This is a genomic window from Streptomyces sparsogenes subsp. cuspidosporus, from assembly GCF_039532705.1.
Taxonomy (GTDB): domain Bacteria; phylum Actinomycetota; class Actinomycetes; order Streptomycetales; family Streptomycetaceae; genus Streptomyces; species Streptomyces sparsogenes.
Map to the genome: position 1 here is coordinate 318,950 of NZ_BAAASD010000006.1, position 22,078 is coordinate 341,027.

The following is a 22,078-nucleotide window of genomic DNA, read 5'->3' on the forward strand; positions in this document are numbered from 1 at the left end:
CATGGGCGACAAGACGATGCCGCTGGAGGACTTCGCCGCGACGATCGAGTCGGGCATGACGATTGGAATCGGCGGATGGGGATCCCGCCGCAAGCCGATGGCCCTGGTCCGGGCACTCCTGCGCGGCGACGTACGGGACCTGACCGTCGTCTCGTTCGGCGGCCCCGACGTCGGGCTGCTGTGCGCGGCCGGCAAGGTCCGCAAACTGGTCTACGGCTTCGTCTCGCTGGACAGCATCGCGCTGGACCCGCACTTCCGGGCCGCGCGGGAGCGAGGCGCCCTGGAGACCGCGGAATACGACGAGGGCATGGTGGTCACCGGACTGCGCGCCGCCGCCGCCCGGCTGTCCTTCCTGCCCACCCGGGCCGGACTCGGATCCGACGTCCTGGCCATGAACCCCGACCTGGTGACGATCGCCTCCCCGTACGACGGCGAGGAGTACCTCGCGATGAAGGCCCTGCCGCTCGACGTCGCCCTGATCCACGTCAACCGCGCCGACGCGGCCGGCAACGCCCAGTACCTCGGCCCGGACCCGTACTTCGACGACCTGTACGCGATGGCCGCGGACCGCGCCTACGTCAGCACCGAGCGGATCGTGCCGCCCGAGGACCTGCTCGCCACCGGCCCCGCCCAGTCGCTGCTCATCAGCCGCATCTTCGTCACCGGCGTGATCGAGGCCCCGCGGGGCGCGCACTTCACCTCCTGCGAGCCCGACTACGGGCGGGACGAGGCCTTCCAGGCCCACTACGCCTCGTCGGCCGGGGACGGCGCGGCGTGGGAGCTGTTCCGCAAGACCTACCTCGACGGCGGAGAGCCGGACTACCACCAGGCCGTGGCGCGGTTCCACGCCGACCGAAACGACCGGCACGACCGGCAGGCGCGGCACGGTGGGCACGGCCGCGCGGAGGGGAGCCGATGATGGAGGTCACCCGCGCCGAGGTGTGCGCTGCGGCCTGCGCCGACGCCTGGCGGGACGCGGGGGAGGTGCTGGCGCACGCGGTCGGCGTGCTGCCCATGATCGGGGCGCGGCTCGCGCGCCTGACCACCTGCCCGGACCTGGTCCTCTCCGACGGCGAGGCCTTCTTCATGAGCGAACCGCCGCCGCTCGGCCGGACCGCCGCCGACGGGGGAGTCGTCGAGGGCTGGGTGCCCTTCCGGCGGGTCTTCGACCTCGTCGCCAGTGGCCGCAGGCAGAGCATGATGGGGGCCGCCCAGATCGACCCGTACGGGAACCAGAACATCTCCCTCATCGGCGACTGGCGGCGCCCCACCCGGCAGCTCATCGGCGTCCGCGGGGCGCCGGGCAACACGGTCAACCACCGCACCGACTACTGGGTCGCCCGGCACACCCCCAAGGTCTTCGTCGAGAAGGTCGATGTGGTGTGCGGGGTGGGAAACGACCGCGCCCGCGCCGGCCGGGGGCTGCGGTTCCACCATCTCGGCGTGGTGATCACCAACCTGGCGGTGCTGGGCTACGGGGACGGGGGACGGCTGCGCATCCGCTCGGTGCACCCGGGCGTCACCGTGGAGGAGGTCCGGAAGAACACCGGCTTCGACCTCGACGCGGCCGGCGCGACCAGCACACGGCTTCCGGACGAGACGGAACTGGGGCTCATTCGCGAGGTCATCGACCCCCGTGGGCTGCGCGACCGCGAGGTCCCCCCGGCGGCCGCGCCCGGGGCCTGACCCCGGGTCCGGCTCACTCCGTGACGAGGCCGCCGTACAGGACGCGGAGGTACTGCTCCGCCACCGCTTCGTGGCGGAACCTGCCGCGCGGTCGGTACCAGCGCACCGCGCACCACACGGTGTCCCGGATGAACCGGTAGGTCATGCCGGCGTCGACGTCGTCCCGGAAGACCCCGGACTTCTGGCCCGCGGTGAGGGCGCGGATCCAGATCTCCTCGATCTTCCTGCCCAACTGGTCGACGTACGCGAAGCCGGGCTGCCCGCTCAGCGCGCCCGACTCGTTCTGGTAGAGCGCGACGGCCTCCGGCGTCTCGTGGATGGTGGCGAAGGAGTGCTCGATGAGCTGGTCGAGGACCTGTTTGGGGTCCCGCCCCTGCTCCTCGATCGCGGTGAAGCGCTCCAGCAACCGCCCCAGGAAGTCACGGAGGATCTCGTCGAGCATCTCCTCCTTGGAGCTGAAGTGGTGGTAGAGACTGCCCGACAGGATGCCCGCCTCGTCGGCGATGTCCCTGACCGTGGTCTGCTTGTAGCCGCGGGTCGCGAACAGGCCCGCCGCTATCCGCAACAGCTCCGCGCGGCGGTCGGACCGGCCGCTCCCGCCGGTCCTCACCTCGCCGTTCGCGGCGGCTGCGCGGGCGGGGCGTCGTGCCGCCATGTCACTCGTCCTCTCCGCCGGGGGCCGGCCTCCGGCCGGCAAGCGTTTGATCGAATCCTGCCACGGCCGGCCCCCGGGCGTTCGGCGAGTGCTGGAGGAAGGCCGGCCACTCACCGCCGCCGTCCACGTTCAGGACGGCGCCGGTGATGTGGGCGGCGAGGGGGGAGGCCAGCATGACGCAGGCCGCCCCGACGTCCTCGGGCCGGGCGAACACGCCGCGCGGGATGGTGGCCGCGATCCGGGCGGCCTGCTCGGCGCTCCCGTAGTGGCCCGTCGAGCCAGGCGTCGCCACGAGGCCGCAACTGATCGCGTTGACCCGCACCCGCGGCGCCCATTCCACGGCCAGGCTCCTGGTGAGGCTCTCCAGGGCGGCCTTCGCCGCGCCGTACACGGCCGACCCCGGGCTGGGCCGCCGCGCGGAGACGGAGGTGATGTTGAGGACGACACCACCGCCCGCCTGGCGGTCCATGACCGGGAACACCGCCCCGCACACGAAGACCGGGGCCAGGAAGTTGAGCTCGGTGACCTTGCGGTGGAAGCGCGGCGAGGCGGTCGCGAAATCGGCGAACGGCGCGCCGCCGGCGTTGTTCACCGCGATGTCGATCCGGCCGCGCCGCGCCGTGACCTCCTCGATCCACCGCCCGACCTGCTCCGCGTCTCGGACATCGACCCGGCTGAAGCGCGCCGGCCTTCCCTCGACCGCGCGGGCCGTGGGCGGGGCGGTGCGGCCGCAGATCTCGACGTCCGCGCCCGCCCGCAGGAACATCTCGACCACCCCGTCACCCACGCCCCTGGTGCCTCCTGTGACCAGGACGACCTTCCCCGACATGTCCAACTGGAGCGTCATGCCGACACCCTAGCCGCGGCGACCAACCAAGCGATAGGTTGCCGCCGCCCGGCACCGGACGGTCGCGCGTCAGGCGGTGGCCAGGAGCAGGTCCTCCCCACTCGACGGGCGGAGGCCGTCGGTGCGATCGGCGAAGTAGCGCCCGGCCAGCGAGGACCCCGACACGTGCCGGACGTCGCCGAAGCCGGCGTCGCGGGCCAGGGCCAGCATCTCGGCGGGGGTGTAGAAGCTGAGGAACGGCGTTCCCGAGGCCCGCGCGCCCTCTTCGCTCGCCCGCAGGCCGGCGCGGTCAGCCTCGTCGACCAGCTCGATCGGCAGCAGGAAGGTCATGGCGAGCGTCGAGCCGGGTGCGAGCCCGGCGATCTGGCGCAGGGTGGCCGCGGTGGCGTCCTTGGTGAGATACATGGTGACGCCGGTGGAGACGATGACCGCGGGCTCGCCGGGGTCGAAGCCGGCGGCGCTGAGCTGTTCCAGCCAGGACTCGCTCGCCTCGAAGTCGACCGGCACCAGGCGCAGCCAGTCGGGGACGCCGTAGCCGAGTGCGGCCAGGCGGCGGCGCTTCCAGGCCTGGGGCCCCGGCTGGTCGATCTCGTAGACCCGCAGGCGGGAGGCGAGCTCCGGCCTGCGTTGGGCGAAGGTGTCCAGACCGGCTCCCAGGATGACGTACTGGGTGACGCCCCGGTCGGCCCGCTCGGCGACCAGGTCCTCGACGAAACGGGCGCGGGCCGCGATGGCCGCGCGGAACCCCCTGGTGGCCTCCGGGTCCATGTCCGGGCGGTCACGCCAGTCGTCGCCGGGATCCGCCAGCCGCAGGCCGATCTCGTCCTCGATCACATGCGGGGGCGGGTCGACTTCACGGTGCAACGCCCGCCAGAGGGCGGTCCGTACCGCGGTGTTGTCCGGAGCCCCGGTCGGCTCGTCGGTCATGGTGTTCCCCGTCCTTGTCGTCAGTTCTTGGCGGGCGCCTGCAGGGTCCACAGGCGCCCGTCGGGGTCGCGCACGGTCATCTCCCGGGTCCCGTAATGGGTGTCCTCGAAGGGAGTGACCACCTCGACGGCCGGATCGGGACGGAACGTGTCGGCGTCCGGCACCTTCAGCACGATCCGCGTCCGGGGCTCCCGGTCCTCGGGAACCTCGGCGATGAACACGTACGGGCCGTCGCCGTTGCGCAACTGGCCGGAGTTGTGGTCGGTCGAGAACTCCAACTCGAACCCCAGTCCCTGGAAGAACTTCGCCGCCCTGCCCCAGTTGTGGGTCTCCAGGAACACGGCCTCGATTCCCTCAGTCGCCATGTCAGCTCTCCTTCTCGGTTGATGGCCCCTGTCGCCGCCGGGCGTCGTCGAGGTAGACGCGCAGCGCGTCGGCGACGAGCGCCGACAACGACATGCCCGACTCGATGGCGTGGTACTTGACCTGCTTGATCAGCCCGATCGGCAGGTAGACGTTGAACTGCTTGACTTCCTCATCACCCACGAGGGCGATGCTAGCATCCTAGCAAGCTAGTCGCCCCTCGGGAGTGGGGCGCGCGGCGGGCTCCGGCAAGATGCCGTGGGTGAACGCCACGAACGAGACACCGGACCGGCCCGGAAAGCGCTCAGGAAAGCGCTGGGGAGTGCTCGCCCAACGGGACTTTCGCCTGCTCTGGACGGGCGAGACCGTCAGCGGCCTGGGCAACAGCATCACCGCGGTGGCCCTGCCGCTGATCGCGGTCGAGGAGTTGGACGCCGACTCCACCGCCGTGGGCCTGCTCGCCGCGGCGGTGTGGCTGCCCTGGCTGCTGATAGGCCTGTCCGTGGGCGCGTGGGCGCGTGGGTGGACCGGAGGGACGGCGGCATCGTCGGCGCGCTGATCGCCACCCGGTTCACCCGGCGGTTCGGCACCGCGCGCGGGCTGCTCTTCCTCCAGGCCGTCACCACGCCGTTCGCCCTGCTCCTGCCGATGACCACGGCGGGGCCCGGGCTACCGCTGTTCGCGGTGGGCGGCTTCCTCGTCGGGCTCGGCATCTCCGTGACCAACGTGGTGGTCGGCAGCTTCCGGCAGGCCTACTGCCCGCCGCGCATGCTCGGCCGGGTCGTGGCGACGGCCATGGTGATCAACCACAGCACCATTCCCCTCGGGGCGTTGCTCGGCGGCCTGCTCGGCGACGCGGTCGGATACCGGCCGGCCATGTGGATCATGACCGGCCTCGTCGCGCCCAGCTGGCTCATCCTCGCCATGAGCCCGATGCGCCGCGAGCGCGAACTGCCGCGGGCCTACGAGCCGGAACCGGCCGCCGCCGAGAGCTGAGGCCGCCCCAGCCGGACCGGCGGGGGCGCTCACCGCCCGCCGGGGCGCTTCCCACTCCTTCCGACTCCCCCTACCGTGAACGGCCCCCTCGACATCCCCAAGGGCACCGGGGTGAACTACATCCGCCTCCGGGTCCGGAACAGCCCGGCCAGCGGCTACAACAACAAGGCCAAGGGCGGCAAGCTCCTGGTCGACTTCCACTACTCGGACACCTGGGCCGACCCGGTCGCTGAGGCCCGGTTGTTGAGCCACACGGTGCCGCCCGGACTGGTGCTGCCGCTCAGCCGCGTGCCGTTCGTGGTGGTGGCCGACATCGCGACGGACCGGGAACTGACGTGCGTGATCCGCAGCTTCCCGAACCCGAAGCGATGGCTGTCGACCTTGATGCTCGTGGGCGCCGACACGGTGATCTTGCACCGCCCGTCGTCACACGGGCCATGACCGGCGGCCTGCGCCCCGGGCGCCACCAGGCCGAACCCGAGCGTGCCCGCCATCGTCAGCGTGACGGCGGCCGTTCCGGCCCGCCGGCGCGTATCCGTGCCCATCAGGTGGACCTCCTGTCCTCGAGGGGATTCCGTGCGGCATTTCTAACCCGCCGACTCCGGGACCCCTCCCGAGGACGCTCCCGGCGACACGGGCTCCGGCTCGCCGAATTCGACCCGGCCCTCGCCGCCGATCCAGACCGGCTGGTTCACCCACTTCAGGCGCCATGTCCCGTCGCTGCAGTCGGCCAGGAGGATCTGACACTCGTAGCCGGTGGCCTTCCCCGCCTCGGCACGGAAGATCTCGGGCATCCTGTCGCAGCGCGGTGCCTCTTCCTTCTCCGGGTGGATCCAGGCGTACGCCGCGTAGACCGTCTCGGCCCTGAGCACCCCCTTCACCGGCCAGGCCCGGTAGGAGGCCGTGGTCCACCCGCCCGAGGCGTCGATGTCGGAGAACCGGACCTTCCACGCCACCTCCAGACCCTCATAGATCACGGTGCAGCGGTGGGTCGCCCCCTCACCCTCCTTGACCACGGCCTTCTCGCACGCACCGGGCCGGATGTCGCCTATGGCCCCCGCCATGTTCAGCGTGTCGGACATCAGGCGACGCATCGCCTGGTCCATGAGGGAGGGATGCGCCTTCCTGGGCGGCAGGGCCGCTTCGATCGCCTTGCCGGTGATCCCCGGCGGCTGCGACCGCGCCCCGACCGCCACGGGCAGCCGCGCCCCCGCGGAACGCGTCGGCTCGGGCCTGTCGCCCTCACCACAGCCGCCGTCACCCTGGGAGCAGCCCCCGAGCACCAGTGCCACAGCCGCTGCCACGGCCGGCCATACCGTACGCCTCATGGCAGGTGCATACCCCGTTCCGCCCCGGGACGCGACCCCGCGGGGGCGCGGCGCCGGCCGGCGGCGCACCGCTCCCCGCTCATCCGGCCCGCGGCAGCACGGCTACCGCACGCAGGCCACCCCGGGCGGAGCGGCTCAACTCGAGGCGGCCGCCCGAGGCGGCCAGCAGCGCGGCGGCGATCGTCAGCCCGAGCCCCGTGCCCTTGCGGCCGCGTCCGCAGGTGCCGCGCCAGAACGGCTCACAGGCGTGCGCGATCTCCTCGTCCGTCATCCCGGGCCCCTGGTCGATGACCTCCACCCGCGCCTCGGCGGTGGCGGTGCGCACGGCCACCAACAGGCTGCCACCGCCCGGCGTCACCTGCAGCGCGTTGTCCAACAGAACATCGAGGACCTGCTCCAGCGAGCCGCGGACGTGCGCTCCCGCCACGGTGGTGCCGTCGATCCGCAGCCGAACGCCGCGCTCCGCGGCCAGGGCGGACCAGGCGTCCACCCGCGACGCGGCCACGCTCAGGAGGTCCACCGGCTCGACGGGGACATCGCCGCCGTGGTCGACGGTGCCCCACGCCAGCACCTGGTCCAGCACCTGGGCCAGGCGGTCCACCTCACGGAGGACACCGGACACCTCGCGTCTGGCGGCCGCGTCCGACGCACCGCCCAGCCTGTCCTTCAGCAGTTCCAGGCGCAGGCGTACGGAGGACAGCGGGCCGCGCACCTGGTGGGCGGCCACCGCGGCCATGGCGGGGGAGCCACCACCGGGCAGCGCCGGGGCCGGCACCGCCGTGGGGGCGGGCGGACTCCGGTGCATGGCGGTACGCCCGGCCTCAGGCACGCGCGGCGGTCGGCAACGCCAGCCGGTAGCCGACTCCGCGTACGGTCTCGATCCACTCCGTGTGGCCGAGCTTGCTGCGCAGCGAGCCCACATGGACGTCGAGGGTCCGCGTGGACCCGTACCAGTTCTCGTCCCAGACGCGGCACATGATGTCCTGGCGCTCCATCACCGATCCCGGCTCTTCGAGCAACATCGCCAGCAGGTCGAACTCCTTGCGGGTGACCCGTACTTCCGCCCCGTCCACGAACAGCTTGCGGGTGCGTGGGTCCAGCCGCACCGGGCCGCAGCGCAGCGGGGCCTGCCCCGGGCGGTGCGGATCCGGGCCCGGATCCTCCGTGTCGGGGGACGCCGGGGCGGACGCGACAGGTGGGGCGAGCGCGGCATTCGTGGCGGCGGGGGAGTCCCGGCCGGCCGGGTGGCGGGAGCAGCCCGCCGCCCTGCGCAGGACGGCCTGGATGCGGGCCACCAGCTCTTGGCGGCTGAAGGGCTTGGCGACGAAGTCGTCCGCGCCCAGGTGCAGGGCCAGTACCCGGTCCAGCTCCTCGGTCCTGCCGCTGAGGACGATGACGGGCACGCAGGACAGCTCGCGGATGCGTCTGCACACCTCCTGCCCGTCGAGGTCCGGCAACCCCAGGTCGAGCAGGACGAGGTCCACGTCCGCGAGCCGGGTCAGGGCCTCGGCGCCGGTGCCGACGCGCTGCGTCCGGTAACCGTGGACGCTCAGCGTCCGCTCAAGGGCCTCGGCTGTTCCGTCGTCATCCTCGACGATCAGGACGTCCATGGATCTGGTCCTCCCCCACGGGCGGAGCGCGATCGCCATTTCCGGCAACGCCGGCAACGCCGACCGAACGGTTTCCCCGGCCTCCTGTTTATCAAGGGGATCCCCGGTTTTTCAACGGACATGCGGAAATAACGGCCCCGTCGTCGCACCCCGCCTTTTTTAGTTTCGCTTAAGGGGGACATGAATTGATGACGCGGAGGACGTTTCAGAGGGCCGCGGGCCGCTGATTTCCGCTCGCCCGGCGCAACAGCACGAATCGCCGGGCCGCGTCTTCGGCCTCCTCCAGGGAAATGAACCCCCGGTCGCGCGCCACGGCCGTCAGCGCGGCGGGCTCGCCCACGCCCCAGGTGTCCACCAGGTGCCGCCGCACCAAGGCCCTGGGCAGATGACGCGGTGTGCGGCGCTCGCCGGTCCGGGCCATCCGCGCGTTGAGACGGTCCGCGGCCGCCACTGCGTCGGCACTCGCCGCCCACGCCTCCTTCGTGCCCCGCAGTTCCGCGGGAGCGTCGTGGAACGGTGCCGCTCCCGGTGCGCTGCGGAACGAGCGCACCAGCAGCTTCACCAAGTGGTGCTCGGGACCGCCCGCGCGCCGCTCCTCCGCGGTCAGCCAGTACGACCAGGCCGTCCGCGGCAGCCGCGCCGCGGTGATGCCGCGTCGCCCCGCGGCCTCCAGAGCGGCGCGGTCGAGACCGGAGCCGGCCAGGTCCGAAGGGGCGCCGGCGATCCGGGTCAGCGCGAACCGGCGGTAGCGCTCCGGGAAGTCCGGCGCGTACAGCTGCTGGAAACGCAGGACGTCCAGTTCGGACACCCCCGCCGGGTGCCGGTCACGCGCCGCCGCCCGGTGGAGGCCGCGCCAGCGCTCCAGATACATGGTGCGCGGCACCATCCAGGCGGGCGTGCGCCCCGGGGAGGACGCGGGCCGGCGCGGCGCCGCGCAGTGCGACAGCGCGAGCAGCGCGTCCCGCCGCTTGACGTCCGACAGGTCGGGGCGGCGCCTCGCGAAGTCCCGCAGCGCCTCGGCGGCCTCGGCCGAGGCCGGGCGCAGCCGCCGGGCGGTGTGCACGACGGCCGCCCAGCTCCGCTCGGTGTAGTGCAGGGCCCGGGCGGCCTCCAGCAGCGCCACGCCGTGCCCGGGATCCAGCGCCCTCTCGGCCACCGCGTTGGAGATCGTCCACCGGACGTTGACCAGCGGCACGGTCAACTGCCGGTGCGCGCCGGACGGCAGATGGCCGACCGCCACCTCCTCGTCGGCGTCCAGGTCCCCTCGCGCGTACATACCGAAGACCAGGCCGACGCCCTCCATGCCGTACGGCCACAGCTCGGCGGCGCGCAGCGCGCCCATGCTGGAGGCGCCGATGACCCGGGTGCCCCGGGCGAGGGTGTCGGTGATCTCCTTGTGGCGCACCGGGGCGGTCTGGTGGAACACCCCGTCGACGATCAGCACGGTGTCGGCCGCGCCGGTGTCCAGCGCGAGCAGATCGCCGTGCCGCACCGGGCCGTGCACCACCGCCCGGTCCACCACCGCGAGGACCTCCTCTGCGGAGAGGGTGGGCCCGATGAACACATGGGTGGTCACACGGCCTCCTTCGGACCGGCGGGGGAGGGCGAGGCGGCCGTCAGGGGCCGTGGGATCTCATGGCGGCCGTCGAACTCCAGCCCCGCCGCCACCACCTTGACCACGCTGAAGGTGCTCTCCGTGCTGAGGTCGACGACCACCGGCGGACAACCGGTCAGCTCCTGGACCGCCTCGGCGAGCCAGCGCGCCTCCTCGGTGTCCTCCGCGAACTCCCGGGCCCGTCCGCAGACGTCCTTCCAGGGGACGATCCCGCCTTCGGTGACGGGCGGCGGTCCGACGGCCGACGGACCGTTCGGGAACAGGGCGGCGGCGAGGTCGTCGCGGCTGCCCGTGATCGCCGTCAGCCGGCTCTGAGCCGACTCGGTGACGGCCCGGCTGAGCGCCACCGCCGGGGAGGCGTGCACCCCGGCGCCGACGGCCAGCGCCGGGAAGTCCTCCGACCAGATGTAGGTGACGAAGCAGGGCAGTTCCCAGCGGTTGGGCACCTCCACGATCTCCACCCAGGCGCCCGCGTCGCGGATCCGGTCGAGCACCACCGCGCACATCGGGTCGTCCACGCTCGACGGGTCCACGTGCCGCCGCTCGGAGACGGGCAGCGAGCCGATGGCCGCCGTGCAGTCCCGCTCGATGACCTCGTACAGCGCGTGGGTCACCGCCTCGCCGTAACTGTTGCCCCCGGCCAGCCCGTTGGTGGAGCCGTGCAGCAGCGGCGGCTGCCAGGCCTGGGACACCTGGTAGTCGACCCGCACGTACGCCTGTGGCACCAGGGTCCCGGCGCCGCTGACGGCGTCGACGCCTGCCACCCAGTCCAGCGGTGTCCGCTCGCTCAGCAGGCTGCCGTGGTGCTGCTGCAGATCCCGCACGTCGTACGGCAACTCCAGCTCGCACGCCGGCGTGTGCTTCAGCTCGGGCGCCGGACACGCGTACTCGGCGTGCCACAGCTCCACGGACTCCATGACGGCCGACACACGGGCCAGCAGCGGTGACGCCCCCTTGCCCTGCGAGACGGTGAGTGTCCTGGCCGCCGGGCGCACCGCCATCATCACCGGCACGCCCAGGGTGTCCAGCCCGGTGACATCGGCGACCCGCGTGATGCCGAACCTGTCCCGCAGTCCATCGATGATCGCCCAGGTCTCCTCCGGACGCCGGACGCGATGTGTGCCCTCGAAGTGGACCTTCCTCACCCGCCCCTCCTCCCGCCGCGCGGCCTGTCGCCTCAGCATCGGCGCTCGTACGGAAACCGCCGGGCAGGCGGGGGCCAGCGCACGGACAACGCTCGGGCAAGATTTCGGCAGCGCTGTGCAAGAAATGTGTAAGAGGGGCCGCAAATGCGGTTCAGGTAAGCGCGTGGACATGTCGTTCACCCAGGTCATGACGGCTGATACGGGCGGGTTGCCAACGCTGGGGGAGGGGTGTTCGAAGGCAGGGGCGCGGGATAACTATTCGGTTGTCCCTTGCAGTCGACAGAAAGGAATGAGAAATGGAGAACTCCTCTCTCCTCGATCTCGAGCAGCTCGGTGACGAGATGTTCGAGGTCGTCGAGTCGGACCTGACCGAGGAGAACGACGGCGCCGGCTCGGCGTGGGCGTACGCCTGTTGCCACAGCGCGAGCAGCTCCTGCGCGCTGTCGTGACCCAACGGCCGGCCTCCGGCGGCGCGGCATCGCACCGCCGGGGACCGGCCCCTGAGGGCGGGGGCGCCGGGGGAGTACAGGGTGTCGGGGTTGTCCGGGTCCTTGGGAAAGAGGAGGGGTGGTGTCCGTCATGGACGGCCGTCGGCTGATGCCGGTGCGGCAGGTTCGGTACGCGCCGACCGAGGACGGCGCCGCCGTGCTCGGGCCGTCCGGCGCGCTCGCGCTGCGCGGATCCACCGTGTACGCGTGGCTGGAGCGGCTCTGGCCGCTCCTGGACGGCGCCCAGGACGTGGACGCCGCCCTCGACGGACTCCCCGGCGGACACCGGGCGGTCGCCACCCGCTTGCTGGACACCCTCCAGCGACGGGGCTACCTCCGGGAAGCCACCGAGGCGCGGCCGCACGGCCTCACCGCCGCGGAACTGCACGACTACCGCCACGAGATCGCCTACATCGGACACTGGCTGGACTCCCCGGAACACCGCTTCGAGCGCTACCGCACCGCCCGCGTGCTGGTCCTCGGCGACGGCCCGCTGCACGCGGCGGCCCGGCACGCCCTCCTCGCCTGCGGACTGCGCCACGCGCTCGGCGAGGACCCGAGGGCGGGGTACGACGCCCTCCGCGCCGCGGCCGAAGGCGTGGACGCCGTCGTCTACGCCGGCGAGGGGGCCACGGCCGAAGCGGAGCGGAGGGTGGCGGCCGTCGAACGGGCCTGCGCCGGAGTGCCGCTGTTCCGCGCGCTGAGCCTGCGGGGCGACTGCTGGCTCCTGCCGCCCACCGCCCCGCCCGGCTGGGCCGATGTCCGCCACCGGACCCGCAACGCCGCCGCCCCGGGCACCGCCGGGCCCCTGACGGCCGCGGCCGCCGCCCTCGTGGGCGGACGGCTCGCCCTGGCCGTCTTCCGCCTCCTCACCGGCGCCCCCGACGAGAACGCCGGGCCTCCCGGTCCGGTACCCGAGACCCTCCGCGTGGACCTCGCCACCCTCGCCACCCACCGGCACCGTGTCCTCCCCGCCCCACGGGCCGGGGAGGCGGCAGGCGCCGAGCAGGCCGACGAGACGGCGGGCGTGGAGCAGGCGGACGTCGAGCGCCGGGCGAGGGCGCTGCGCGCGTCCCCGGCGCTCGACCCCGACGAGCTCACCGCGCGGCTCGCCGACTGCGCCGACGACCTCACCGGCCCGTACGGGCCGCCGACGACGGAGTACGGCAGCCAGATCCCGCTCACCGTGGCGCGGTGCGCCGTCGCCGGCGCGGACACGGTGGTCGGAGCCTCCCTCGACCCGCGGACCGCCCGCGCCATGGTCCTGCGCCGCGCCGGAGCCTCGTACGGGCTGATGGCCGCGCGCCCCGTGCCACCGGACCGCAACGGCCACGCCGCGCCGGCCCCCGCCCCCTTCTGCGCCGAGCGCTTGACGGACAGCCACGCCCTGCGGCTGCCCGCGAGCCTGGTGCTGCCGGGGCCGGCGGGGGGTGACCGGGAGAGCGGCGGCCCCGCCGCCGTGGGCACCGCCTGCGCGGAGAGCTGGGACGCGGCGGTCGAGGCCGCGCTCTTCGACGCCGTGCGCTCACTCGCGCCCCGCCGCGCGACCGCCGCGCCGCAGGCCGTACCCCTGCCGCAGGCCATACCCCTGCCGGAGGGTCAGCCACCGCCGCACAGGCCGCCGCCGGACGGCCCGCCGTCGGAGGGCCTGCCGTCGGAGGGCCTGCCGGCCGAGGGTTCGCCGGCCGAAGGTCTCCCGCCGGAAACTCTGCCGCCCGAGCCCGAAGCGGCGCGTCACTGGCGGCTGTTGTGCGCGCTCGGGCCGGCGCCCGGGGTGTGGGGCCTGTCCGGTGGGCTGGTGGTGCCGGTCATCGGACTGGTGGTCGAGGGCCGGCTCGTCTCGGTGGGCTGCGCCGCCACGGCGGCCGGGGCGCTCGCCGACGCCGCCGGCGCGCTGTTGCTCGCCCGGCAGCAGGGGACCGAGCCGGCCGTGGAAGCCCGGCCGGCCGGGCCCTTGGCCGCGCCGGCGCGGGCCGCGGGCCGCGTGCCCGCGTCGCTGCCCGGCGCCGGCCCCCGGGAGCGGGTCGCGGCCCTCGCCGCGAGCCTGGCGGCTGAGGGCTACACCGCGTACGCCGTGCCGCTGGACCACGACACCGACTTCCACGCGCTCGTCCCCTTCATCGCCCGGGTGGTCCTCGATGGGGCCCGCTGAGCCCCCGGCCGCCGTGTCCGGGGACGGCGGCCTGCTGCACCGGGCCGTCGCCGGGCGCCTGGCCCCTGGCGCCCGGACGACACCCGCCGCCGGCCCCGCCGCCGGCCCGGGAGAAGGGCCAGCGGAAGGAACGGACCTGAAGGGCCACGCCGTCTGGCTGACGGTCAGCGACGGATGGGAGAGCGACGGGGCACACGACCGCTACCGGGACCGTGCCGCCGCCTCCGGCGTGCCGTGGCTCCCCGTGTGGACCGAGGGCGACCGCGTCCTGATCGGCCCGCTCGTCCGCCCGGGCGTCCCCGGCTGCCACCGCTGTCTGCGCATGCGGCGCGCCCACGCCCGCCCGGACTGGCCGGTGCTGCGGGCCGTACGCGAGCACCACGCCGCCGAGCCGGTGCCCGTGCCGTCGCCCCTGCTCACCACGGTGGCCGCCGAGCTGACGGCCCATCTCGTCGCCGAGCGCGTCCTGGCCCTCACCGCCGCCGAGGTCCCCGCCGCCGCTGCCGGCGTCCCCGCCCGGCGGCTGACCGTCGTCGGCCTGCGCGACCTCGACGTGCGCGGCCACACCTTCCTCCCCGACCCCTGCTGTGCCGCGTGCGGCGGGCTGCCGGACGACAGCCCGCGGGCCGCCCCGCACACCCCGCGCCCCCGCCCGAAACCCCGCCCCGGCCACCGGCTGCGCCGGCCCGACCCCGCCCGGTTGCGGGCCGCGCTCGCCGACCCCGAGACCGGGCTGCTGCGCGAGGTGAGCGCGGTGCCCGCCGGGGTGCCGTTCGCGCGGGCCCCGCTCGCCCTGCCCGGGGGCGGTGAGTCGGAGGCGGGCCTGGGCACGGGCGAGGACTGGGCCTCCGCGACGGCGGCCGCGCTGCTGGAGGGCCTGGAGCGGTACGCGAGCGTCCGGCCGCGGGCGCGGCGCGGGGCGGTACGGGCCGCGTACGCCCAGGTGCGCCAGGACGCCATCGACCCGCGCACGCTGGGGCTCCACCCGGACGACCACTACGACCTGACCGGCTTCCCGTTCCGCCGCTTCGACGAGGCGGAGCCGACCGACTGGGTGTGGGGCTGGTCGTACCGGCGGGAGCGCCCCGTGCTGCTGCCGCGCTCCTATGCGTACTTCCTGTCCGCCACCGAGCGGGACCCCGGCTTCGTCTTCGAGGTCTCCAACGGCTGCGCGCTGGGCAGTTGCCTGGAGGAGGCGCAGCTGCACGGGCTGCTCGAGGTCGCGGAACGGGACGCCTTCTTCACCACCTGGTACCGGCGCACCCCGCTCGACGCCATCGACCCGGACAGCGCCCGCGACCGCGCCGTGCCGCTGCTCGTCGAGCACCTCACCCAGCTCACCGGCCACCGCGTCCACCTCCTCGACGCCACCCAGGAACAGCACATCCCCTGCGTCGTGGCGCTCGCCGTGGACGAGGACGAGCGGGGGGACACCCCGCGCGCCGCCCTCGCGGCCGGCGCCCACCCCGACCCGGAACGGGCCGCCGTGCGCGCCCTGATGGAACTCGCGCCCCACCTGACCCTGCTGAGCTCCCGCTACCGGGCCCAGCGGGACAGGGCCCGCCGGCTGGCCCACGACCCCTCCCTCATCGCCCATCCCGCCGACCACGCCCTGGCCGCCGCCGCGCCCGAGGCGTTCGCGCGCCTGGCGTTCCTGCTCGACGGCAAGCCACCGCGCGCCTTCACCGAGGTGCACCACGGCCGACACCTGCCCCGCCACCACCGGGACCTCACCGAGGACCTGCGCGACCTCGTCGGCAGATACCTGGACACCGGGCTGGATGTCGTCGCCGTCGACCAGACGCCCGCCGAAGTGGCCGCGCTGGGCCTGTCGGCGGTCAAGGTCGTCGTCCCGGGCACGGCGGCGGTCACCTATGGCCCGCTCATGCGGCGCACCGAGGGACTGCCGCGGCTGACCGGTGTCCTGTCCACCGATCCCCACCCCTTCCCATGACCGGCCACCGCCGCGGCCCCGTCCCGCTGCCCCCGCCACCGCCGCCGGCCACGGTCGAGCACACCCTGGCGGCCGCGCGCCGCTGCGTCTGCGGCGGTGTCCCGCGCCCCGCGACCCTGCGGGGATGGGCCGCCGTGCTCGGCCACGCCCGCGGCGCCGGCCCCTTCGAGGCGCGGCCTGGCGAGAGCCCGGGCCTCCTCGGGCACGTGGGCGACACCCTGGTGACGGCCGGGGCCGGCACACCGGTGCCGGCCGGAAGCTATGCGTACGACCCCCTCGGGCACCGTCTGCTCCCCAGGGGCGCCGACCCCGCCCGGTCGTACGACGGGGCCCTCGCGCTGCGGCCGGCCGACGGCACGGGCGAGGCGGCGGAGCGGGTACGGCTCGTCGCCGCGGCGGCCGGCCTGTGCGCCCACCGGGCGCCGGGGGATCCGCACACCCTGCTGCTGTACGCCCGCGCCGCGTCCCCGGCGACATCACCCACGCCCCCGCGCGCCCACGGGCCCACGGCCGCGCGGGTGGAGGAGCCCGCGGCCGCGCGGGTGGACGACGCGCTGGCCGCCCTGCCCGCCCGGCCTCCCGCCTACGTCACCGCCTCGGCCCAACCGCCGACCGTCCGCGACCTGCTGACCCTGCTGCGCCGGGCGGCCCCCACCGCGCCCTACCGAATAACCGTCAACTCGGTGGCCGGCCTGGAACCCGGGGTGTACCGGGCCGGCACCGGCTCAGGCCCGCTCGAGCCCGTGTGGCGGGGGCCCACCGCGCCGTACGCCCATGTCCTCACCCGCGGCGGCCACCCCGCCGCCGCGGCTCTCGCCCACGCCGCGGCCGTCGTCCACCTCGTCGGAGGCGGGCCGCCGCGCGCCGCCGAAGCACTGCGGCTGCGGGTCGCCGCCTTCGGCGCGGGGCTCACCGCGTGGTGCGACGCCGCGCCGACCCCGGCCGCCGCGGCGTTCCTCGGTCTGACCCCCGGCGGGGCCGACGTGGTCTGCCACATCACCCTCGGCCACGCGCCACCCGAACCCCGCCTCCGTGTCCCCGTCCGCTTCGCCGTCTCCGGAGCACTGCCATGAACACCCCGCCCGACCCGGTGGTGCGCGTCGCCGGCGTCCCCCGCCGCACGCTCACCGTCCTGAACACGCCGAAGAGCCTCGAACTCGCCGAGAACATCCTGGACACCCGGGAACGGATCGCCGAGGAGGGCCGCCGCATCGCCGACGCCCTGCACCCGGTCATCGGACACCTGCCCGACCCCGCCCTCAAGCCCCGCGTCGTCGGGCTGCGTCGCGCGGCCCACCAAGGGCGCCCCCCTCGGGCCGCCGAGTGGGACCGCGCCGTGCGGGCCGCGCTGCCCGATCCCCTCGCCGACCGGATCCGGCGCTGGCTGGAGCGGCGCACGCGCTGCGCCGAGCACCTCGACACCCTGGCGGCCGTGTTCCAGGAGGAGACGCACGACGCGCTCGCCGCCTTCCGGGACGCCCTCGCGCAACCACGCTTCAGGCAGGGACTGCTGCACGCCGGCCCGGCGCTCGACGACGTCCTGGAGCGCTGGCTCGCCGACCCGGCGGGCCCTGCTCCCGGCACCAAAGCCCTGGTGAGCCTGGCCCGCTACCTGACCCGGGCCGCCGTGAAGACCAGCCCCCACGGCACGTTCACCGCCACCGGCCGCGCCCGCTGGACCGACCACGGGCCCTGGCTGCGCACTGGAGACCTGGAATCCCGCTCCACCACCGCCGAACTCAACCTCGCCCGGCTGCGCCGCGTCGCCGACGGCCTGCTCCGCACCCACCCGGCCCTGCGGGACGCCCTGAGCCTGCGCCGCAACCCGACCCTGACCGTCGCCGACGGCACACTGCGCCTGATCGCGCCCGGCCCCGGCGCCCGCATCACCGCTTTCCCGGCCGGGGACCGGGCCCCCGACCTGCTGGGCGCCCTGGAGAAGCCGGCAGGGGCCACCCCGGCCGACGCGGGCCCCGCGGTCCGGCGCTTCGTGACCGCCGGAATGCTCCAGGAAGACCTCCCCCTCGACGACCAGGAACCCTGTCACCTCGCCGCGCTCATCGGCTGGCTCAGCGACCACGCCCACCTCGTGCCGGCGGACACCCGCCACGCCCTGACGGCCCTGCGCTCCGCGCTGCCGCCCGCACCACGCCCAGCCCACCACGCCGACCGCCGCCGGCGCGCCCGCGCCGCCCGCGACCGGCTGCTCGCCGTCGAGCGGGCCCTGCGCCTCCCCGCCCCGCGCGAGCCGTACGAACGCCGCCCTGTCCACGAGGACTCGGTGCTCGACGGCACGGTGGCCACCCTCGCCCGCGCACCGTGGCAGCCGCTGCTCGCCGACCTCGCCTCGGTGGGCCGCGCCCTGGCCGTCCTCGACCGCGACCTGCCCGCCCGGTACGCGGCGGCCGCGTGGCTGGCCGACCGGTACGGCCCCCGGCCCCGAATACCGCTGCTTCTCGCCCTGCACGGGCTGCGGGAAGACCCGTCGCCCGCCGCCGAGCACGTCCGGGCGCTGCTGCGGCCCGGGTTCGGGGTGGACGACACGCTCCTGCGCGCCAGCCCGCTGCCCGCCGTGCGCCGCCTGGCCGACCACCGGGCCGCCACCCTGCGGGCCCTGCGGAACGGCACCCTGCCCACCGAGGCGGCCGCCCCCCGCCCGCCGCTCAGCCTCGCCCACTACATCCAGCCGCTGCCCGGCCCGGACGGCCTGCCGCACGCCGTGCTCAACGCCGTCACCGTCGGCCACGGCCACTGGCGGGGCCGCCTGGACCGGATGCGGGCCCGCGCCACCGGCGGTCCCGGTGGGTCCGGTAGCTCCGGCGGTCCCGTTGGCTCCGGTGGCCCGGGCGGTCCGGGTGGTCCCGGTGGCTCCGTGCCGCCGCCTCCCGCCGCCCGTACGGGCCCGGGCCGCATCCCCGTCGACATCGGCGGCCTGTACGCCTCGAACACCAACCTCCGGCACCCCACCCTGCCCCACGCCTTCGACCACCCGTTCACCCGGGGCGCCCCGAGCGGCCCCGGCCGCATCCCGCTCGGCGAGGTGACCGTGCACCTCGACCCGGCCACCGGGCTGCCCGTGCTCCGCTCCCCGCGCCACGGCCACGCCGACCTGATCCCCGTCCACCTCGGCCTGATGAGCCCTCTGCTGCTGCCACCACCGCTGGCGACACTGCTGCGCCTCTTCGGCGACCCCCACACGCTCTTCCGCACCGGACACCCCCTGCTGCCCGGGCCGTTCACCGAGGACGTGCCCGACCGGGGCTTCGTGAGCCTGCCCCGCCTCCAGGCGGGCCGCGTGGTGCTGCGCCGCCGCACCTGGCTCACCCGGGCCGCGGCCGTGCCACGCCGCGTGCCGGGCGAGCCCGACCACGAACACTTCCTGAGGCTCCAGGCATGGCGCCGTGAACTCGGCCTGCCCACGACCTGCTTCATCCGCACCCGCACCCTGCGGGGCGAGGCCCAGGACGCCTTCGCGGACAAGGGCTACAAGCCCGTCTACCTCGACTTCGCCTCCCCCCTCCTGATCCGCGCCCTCACCCGCTCGCTCGACGACCCGGACACCGTCGTCCACATCGAGGAGGCACTGCCGGAGACGAGCGCACACGACGGCCACGCACACGACGGCCAGGCACCCGACGACACCCCGTACACCAGCGAATTCGTCATCGAACTCCCCGGAGACTTCCATGCCCCAGCCGTCTGACCCGCCCCCCTCGTCCGGGCCGTGGACGGCCGTGCACCTCTTCCACCAGGGCGACCTCGACACCCTCCTGCTGGAGGCCGTCGTCCCCGCGCTGACCGGACTCGCCCGCGACGGACGCGTCCTGGGCCACTTCTTTCTGCGCTACTGGGAAGGCGGCCCCCACCTGCGGGTCCGGGTCCTCTCCGCCCCACCCGACGGCGCCGGCGCCCACGACACCGCCCGAGGACTCGTCGCCCGCTGGAACACCTGGCTGCGGGACCACCCCTCGCCACGCTCCGTCGACGAGGCGGCCTACCTCGGCTTCGCCGACCAAGCCGCCGCCCGCGAAGGGCTCTCCGGCTACGAACCATGGCGCGCCCTGCACGACCACGCGGAACCACGCCCCTACCTGCCCGAACACGACCGCTACGGAACAGGGGCCTCCCTCGCCGCGGTGGAGCGGCACTTCATGGAGGCCAGCGACTGCGCCGAAGCCCTCCTCGCCCGGCGCCCCCCGCCCGCCGAGCGGCTCTCTGCGGGTCTCGCCGTGGTCCTGCTGACCTGGGCCGTGGTGGAACCCGATCCGCGCCGCCGGCTCGACGCGCTGAGCGCCGGCGCCAAGGCGTGGCGCCGCATGCTCGGGCCCGCCTACGACACGGAGGCGTTCGACCGCGCCTACGCGCGCGCCCGGCCCGCCCTGGTCCGCCGGGCCGGACAACTCCTCGACCCTGAGGCGGGGCAACTCCCCGACCCCGCAGCGCGGGCCAGGCCGGAGGGCCCCGCCGGGCCCGTCGCCGCATGGCACGACAGCATCTCCCGGCTGCACGCCACGCTCCAGGCCCTCGAAGCGGCGGGGAGCTTCACTCCCGACCTCGCCGCCCTCCGCGACGACCCCTCCCTCCTCGCCCTCCCCAGCCCCCGCGCCGCCCTCACCGCCAACCGGTGCGCCCACCTGATGTGCAACCGACTCGGGCTGTACGGGCCCCAGGAGGCGCTGCTGCGCCACCTCGCCGCCCGCGCGGCCGCCGATCTGCACACCGCCGAGGCCGGGGGCCACCGGCCATGAGCCCGCTCCTCCTCTCCCTGCGCCCCGGCACCACCCTCGACGACGAGCACGGGCTGCTGACCGCACACCACCGCTGGGGCCGCACGACCCTCGGCCCCCACACCCCGCCGCTGGCCGAAGCGCTGCGCACCCTCGCGGCCGGACCCACCACCGTCGACGACATGACGGACCGCCTCCGGGCCACCGCGCGGCGCGCCGGACTGCCCACGGAACCCCAACTCGCCCTCCTCCACGGGGCCCTGGAACGGCTCGCGCACAGCGTCCGGCGCCACGCCACCACGGGCTCCCGCCGCGTGGCGACCGCCGAGCCCCTCGCCCCCGAGGCCGCGCCCCGCCCCGGCCCCGTCCCCGCCACACCGCTCACCCTGGACCGCGCCGCCCACCTGCGGCCGGTGGACGACCGACTCGCCCTGGAGTCGCCACGGTCGCGGTTCCGGCTCCGACTCGAGGACCCCGGGGTGGCGACGCTGCTCGCCCTGCTCGCGCGCCCCGCCTCCCGTGCCGAGCTGGCAGACCGCTGTGGCGATCTGACCGAGGACGCCCTGGCCGCCGTGGTGTCCCTGCTGTACTCCACTGGCTTCGCCCACCCCGCCCACGGCGCCGACCACCCCGCCGACGAAGCCGGCCACCCCGCCGACAACGGCGGCTGTGGCCAGGCCGGTCTTCCGCCCGGCTGGGCCTTTCACGAACTGCTCGCCTACGACGGCTCCCGGGCCGGCCCGCGCGACCGCCCGTACGGGCCCGTCTTCCCGCTGCGCGCCACCGAGCCACCGGCCCCGCCCGTCGCCCCGCCCCCCGCCGGACGCGTCATCCCCCTCGGCCGGCCGGACCTGGGCCGCGTGTGCCGAGAGGACCGCCCCTTCACCGACGTACTCGAATCGCGGACCTCCCGGCGCGCCTACGGCGAACAACCGCTCACAATAAGCCAGTTGGCGGAGTTCCTGTACCGCGCCGCCCGCGTCCGCACGCTGCTGGGCGCCCGCCCGGAGGACGACCGCCCCTACGCGATCACCAGCCGCCCGTACCCCAGCGCGGGCTCCGCCTACGAACTGGAGCTGTACGCCGCCGTCCACCGCTGCCACGGTCTTGACCGGGGTCTGTACCACTACGACCCACTCGGCCACGCCCTGACCGCCCTGCCCGGCGCCCCCGAAGCCGTCGACCGCCTGCTGCGCGAGGCAGCCGCCGCCACCGGTGGCGCGCCCCCGCCCGATGTGCACCTCACCCTGGTGTCCCGCGTCAAACGGCTGTCGTGGAAGTACGCCGCGCACGCGTACGCCCTGACCCTGAAGAACACCGGCGTCCTGCTGCAGACGCTCTGTCTCGTCGCCACCGCCATGGGCCTGTCAGGCTGTCCCGTGGGCGGCGGCGACAGCGAGACCCCGGTACGCGCCTTCGACCTCGCCCCGCACACCGAGATCCCGGTCGGCGCGTTTCTGCTCGGCAGCGCGCCGACTCCGCGCTGATCCGCGGAGAGCACAGCCGAAGGCTCGCGCGGAAAGCCAAGTGTTGTGCGCTGCGGGTCAATGACAGCGGGAACACCGGGGTCGGAGAATTCTTGTGC

21 protein-coding genes and 1 pseudogene are annotated in these 22,078 nt (G+C 74.9%); 12 read left to right on the forward strand and 10 right to left on the reverse strand.

What is annotated here, in order from left to right; translation table 11 throughout:
- Position 1: 1 nt before the first annotated feature.
- Entirely contained in the window at positions 2-919 is a 918-nt protein-coding gene (locus ABFY07_RS11020; RefSeq protein ID WP_346174304.1) for a CoA transferase subunit A, read from the forward strand.
- Entirely contained in the window at positions 916-1,686 is a 771-nt protein-coding gene (locus tag ABFY07_RS11025) for a CoA-transferase subunit beta (protein ID WP_346174305.1), read from the forward strand. Before ABFY07_RS11020 ends, ABFY07_RS11025 begins: the two co-directional genes overlap by 4 nt.
- Before the next feature lie 13 nt (positions 1,687-1,699).
- Here the strand turns inward: ABFY07_RS11025 and ABFY07_RS11030 are convergent, their stop codons facing one another.
- From ABFY07_RS11030 to ABFY07_RS11050, 5 genes are all read right to left on the reverse strand, one after another.
- Positions 1,700-2,341 carry a TetR/AcrR family transcriptional regulator gene (locus tag ABFY07_RS11030; RefSeq protein ID WP_346174306.1) on the reverse strand — a complete coding sequence of 214 codons (642 nt, stop codon included), beginning with the start codon at positions 2,339-2,341 and terminating at the stop codon, positions 1,700-1,702.
- A 1-nt stretch (position 2,342) separates the two neighbouring features.
- On the reverse strand, positions 2,343-3,188 hold the full coding sequence (locus ABFY07_RS11035) for an SDR family oxidoreductase (RefSeq protein ID WP_346174307.1): 846 nt from the start codon (positions 3,186-3,188) through the stop codon (positions 2,343-2,345).
- Positions 3,189-3,257: 69 nt separating this feature from the next.
- Entirely contained in the window at positions 3,258-4,115 is an 858-nt protein-coding gene (locus ABFY07_RS11040) for a class I SAM-dependent methyltransferase (RefSeq protein WP_346174308.1), read from the reverse strand.
- Between the two features lie 20 nt (positions 4,116-4,135).
- The gene (locus ABFY07_RS11045; protein ID WP_346174309.1) at positions 4,136-4,480 is read right to left on the reverse strand and encodes a VOC family protein; all 345 of its coding nucleotides are present in this window, start codon (positions 4,478-4,480) and stop codon (positions 4,136-4,138) included.
- A 1-nt stretch (position 4,481) separates the two neighbouring features.
- On the reverse strand, positions 4,482-4,661 hold the full coding sequence (locus ABFY07_RS11050; protein ID WP_076971833.1) for a CopG family transcriptional regulator: 180 nt from the start codon (positions 4,659-4,661) through the stop codon (positions 4,482-4,484).
- 79 nt (positions 4,662-4,740) lie between these two features.
- Here ABFY07_RS11050 and ABFY07_RS11055 point away from each other — a divergent pair, with 79 nt between their 5' ends.
- From ABFY07_RS11055 to ABFY07_RS11065, 3 genes and pseudogenes are all read left to right on the forward strand, one after another.
- Positions 4,741-5,037, forward strand: coding sequence for a hypothetical protein (locus tag ABFY07_RS11055; RefSeq protein ID WP_346174310.1), 297 nt, complete (start codon positions 4,741-4,743; stop codon positions 5,035-5,037).
- Entirely contained in the window at positions 5,001-5,474 is a 474-nt protein-coding gene (locus ABFY07_RS11060; protein ID WP_346174311.1) for an MFS transporter, read from the forward strand. The genes ABFY07_RS11055 and ABFY07_RS11060 overlap by 37 nt, the downstream gene beginning before the upstream one ends.
- A gap of 72 nt (positions 5,475-5,546) precedes the next feature.
- Positions 5,547-5,699: pseudogene (locus ABFY07_RS11065) on the forward strand (glycosyl hydrolase 53 family protein); the annotation flags it as partial.
- A 362-nt stretch (positions 5,700-6,061) separates the two neighbouring features.
- On the opposite strand, the gene ABFY07_RS11070 reads toward ABFY07_RS11065, so the two are convergent.
- From ABFY07_RS11070 to ABFY07_RS11090, 5 genes are all read right to left on the reverse strand, one after another.
- Positions 6,062-6,778, reverse strand: coding sequence for a hypothetical protein (locus tag ABFY07_RS11070; protein ID WP_346174312.1), 717 nt, complete (start codon positions 6,776-6,778; stop codon positions 6,062-6,064).
- Between the two features lie 103 nt (positions 6,779-6,881).
- Positions 6,882-7,607: a sensor histidine kinase gene (locus tag ABFY07_RS11075; protein WP_346174313.1), complete on the reverse strand. Its 726-nt coding sequence runs from the start codon at positions 7,605-7,607 to the stop codon at positions 6,882-6,884.
- 16 nt (positions 7,608-7,623) lie between these two features.
- Positions 7,624-8,412 (reverse strand): response regulator transcription factor, encoded by a 789-nt coding sequence (locus ABFY07_RS11080; RefSeq protein ID WP_346174314.1) that lies wholly within the window; start codon positions 8,410-8,412, stop codon positions 7,624-7,626.
- Positions 8,413-8,617: 205 nt separating this feature from the next.
- Positions 8,618-9,988 (reverse strand): TfuA-like protein, encoded by a 1,371-nt coding sequence (locus ABFY07_RS11085; protein ID WP_346174315.1) that lies wholly within the window; start codon positions 9,986-9,988, stop codon positions 8,618-8,620.
- Positions 9,985-11,172 carry a YcaO-like family protein gene (locus ABFY07_RS11090; RefSeq protein WP_346174316.1) on the reverse strand — a complete coding sequence of 396 codons (1,188 nt, stop codon included), beginning with the start codon at positions 11,170-11,172 and terminating at the stop codon, positions 9,985-9,987. The genes ABFY07_RS11085 and ABFY07_RS11090 overlap by 4 nt, the downstream gene beginning before the upstream one ends.
- A gap of 296 nt (positions 11,173-11,468) precedes the next feature.
- On the opposite strand from ABFY07_RS11090, the gene ABFY07_RS11095 reads away from it, so the two are divergent.
- The 7 genes from ABFY07_RS11095 to ABFY07_RS11125 all read left to right on the forward strand — a co-directional run bounded on the left by ABFY07_RS11095 (position 11,469) and on the right by ABFY07_RS11125 (position 21,980).
- The gene (locus ABFY07_RS11095) at positions 11,469-11,621 is read left to right on the forward strand and encodes a hypothetical protein (RefSeq protein ID WP_170111594.1); all 153 of its coding nucleotides are present in this window, start codon (positions 11,469-11,471) and stop codon (positions 11,619-11,621) included.
- A gap of 130 nt (positions 11,622-11,751) precedes the next feature.
- Positions 11,752-13,812: a group-specific protein gene (locus tag ABFY07_RS11100; RefSeq protein WP_346174337.1), complete on the forward strand. Its 2,061-nt coding sequence runs from the start codon at positions 11,752-11,754 to the stop codon at positions 13,810-13,812.
- The gene (locus tag ABFY07_RS11105; protein ID WP_346174317.1) at positions 13,799-15,766 is read left to right on the forward strand and encodes a TOMM precursor leader peptide-binding protein; all 1,968 of its coding nucleotides are present in this window, start codon (positions 13,799-13,801) and stop codon (positions 15,764-15,766) included. Before ABFY07_RS11100 ends, ABFY07_RS11105 begins: the two co-directional genes overlap by 14 nt.
- Positions 15,763-16,839 (forward strand): hypothetical protein, encoded by a 1,077-nt coding sequence (locus ABFY07_RS11110; RefSeq protein WP_346174318.1) that lies wholly within the window; start codon positions 15,763-15,765, stop codon positions 16,837-16,839. The genes ABFY07_RS11105 and ABFY07_RS11110 overlap by 4 nt, the downstream gene beginning before the upstream one ends.
- On the forward strand, positions 16,836-19,469 hold the full coding sequence (locus ABFY07_RS11115) for a lantibiotic dehydratase (RefSeq protein ID WP_346174319.1): 2,634 nt from the start codon (positions 16,836-16,838) through the stop codon (positions 19,467-19,469). The genes ABFY07_RS11110 and ABFY07_RS11115 overlap by 4 nt, the downstream gene beginning before the upstream one ends.
- Positions 19,453-20,514 (forward strand): lantibiotic dehydratase C-terminal domain-containing protein, encoded by a 1,062-nt coding sequence (locus ABFY07_RS11120; RefSeq protein WP_346174320.1) that lies wholly within the window; start codon positions 19,453-19,455, stop codon positions 20,512-20,514. The genes ABFY07_RS11115 and ABFY07_RS11120 overlap by 17 nt, the downstream gene beginning before the upstream one ends.
- Entirely contained in the window at positions 20,511-21,980 is a 1,470-nt protein-coding gene (locus ABFY07_RS11125) for a SagB family peptide dehydrogenase (RefSeq protein WP_346174321.1), read from the forward strand. Before ABFY07_RS11120 ends, ABFY07_RS11125 begins: the two co-directional genes overlap by 4 nt.
- Positions 21,981-22,078 lie beyond the last annotated feature (98 nt).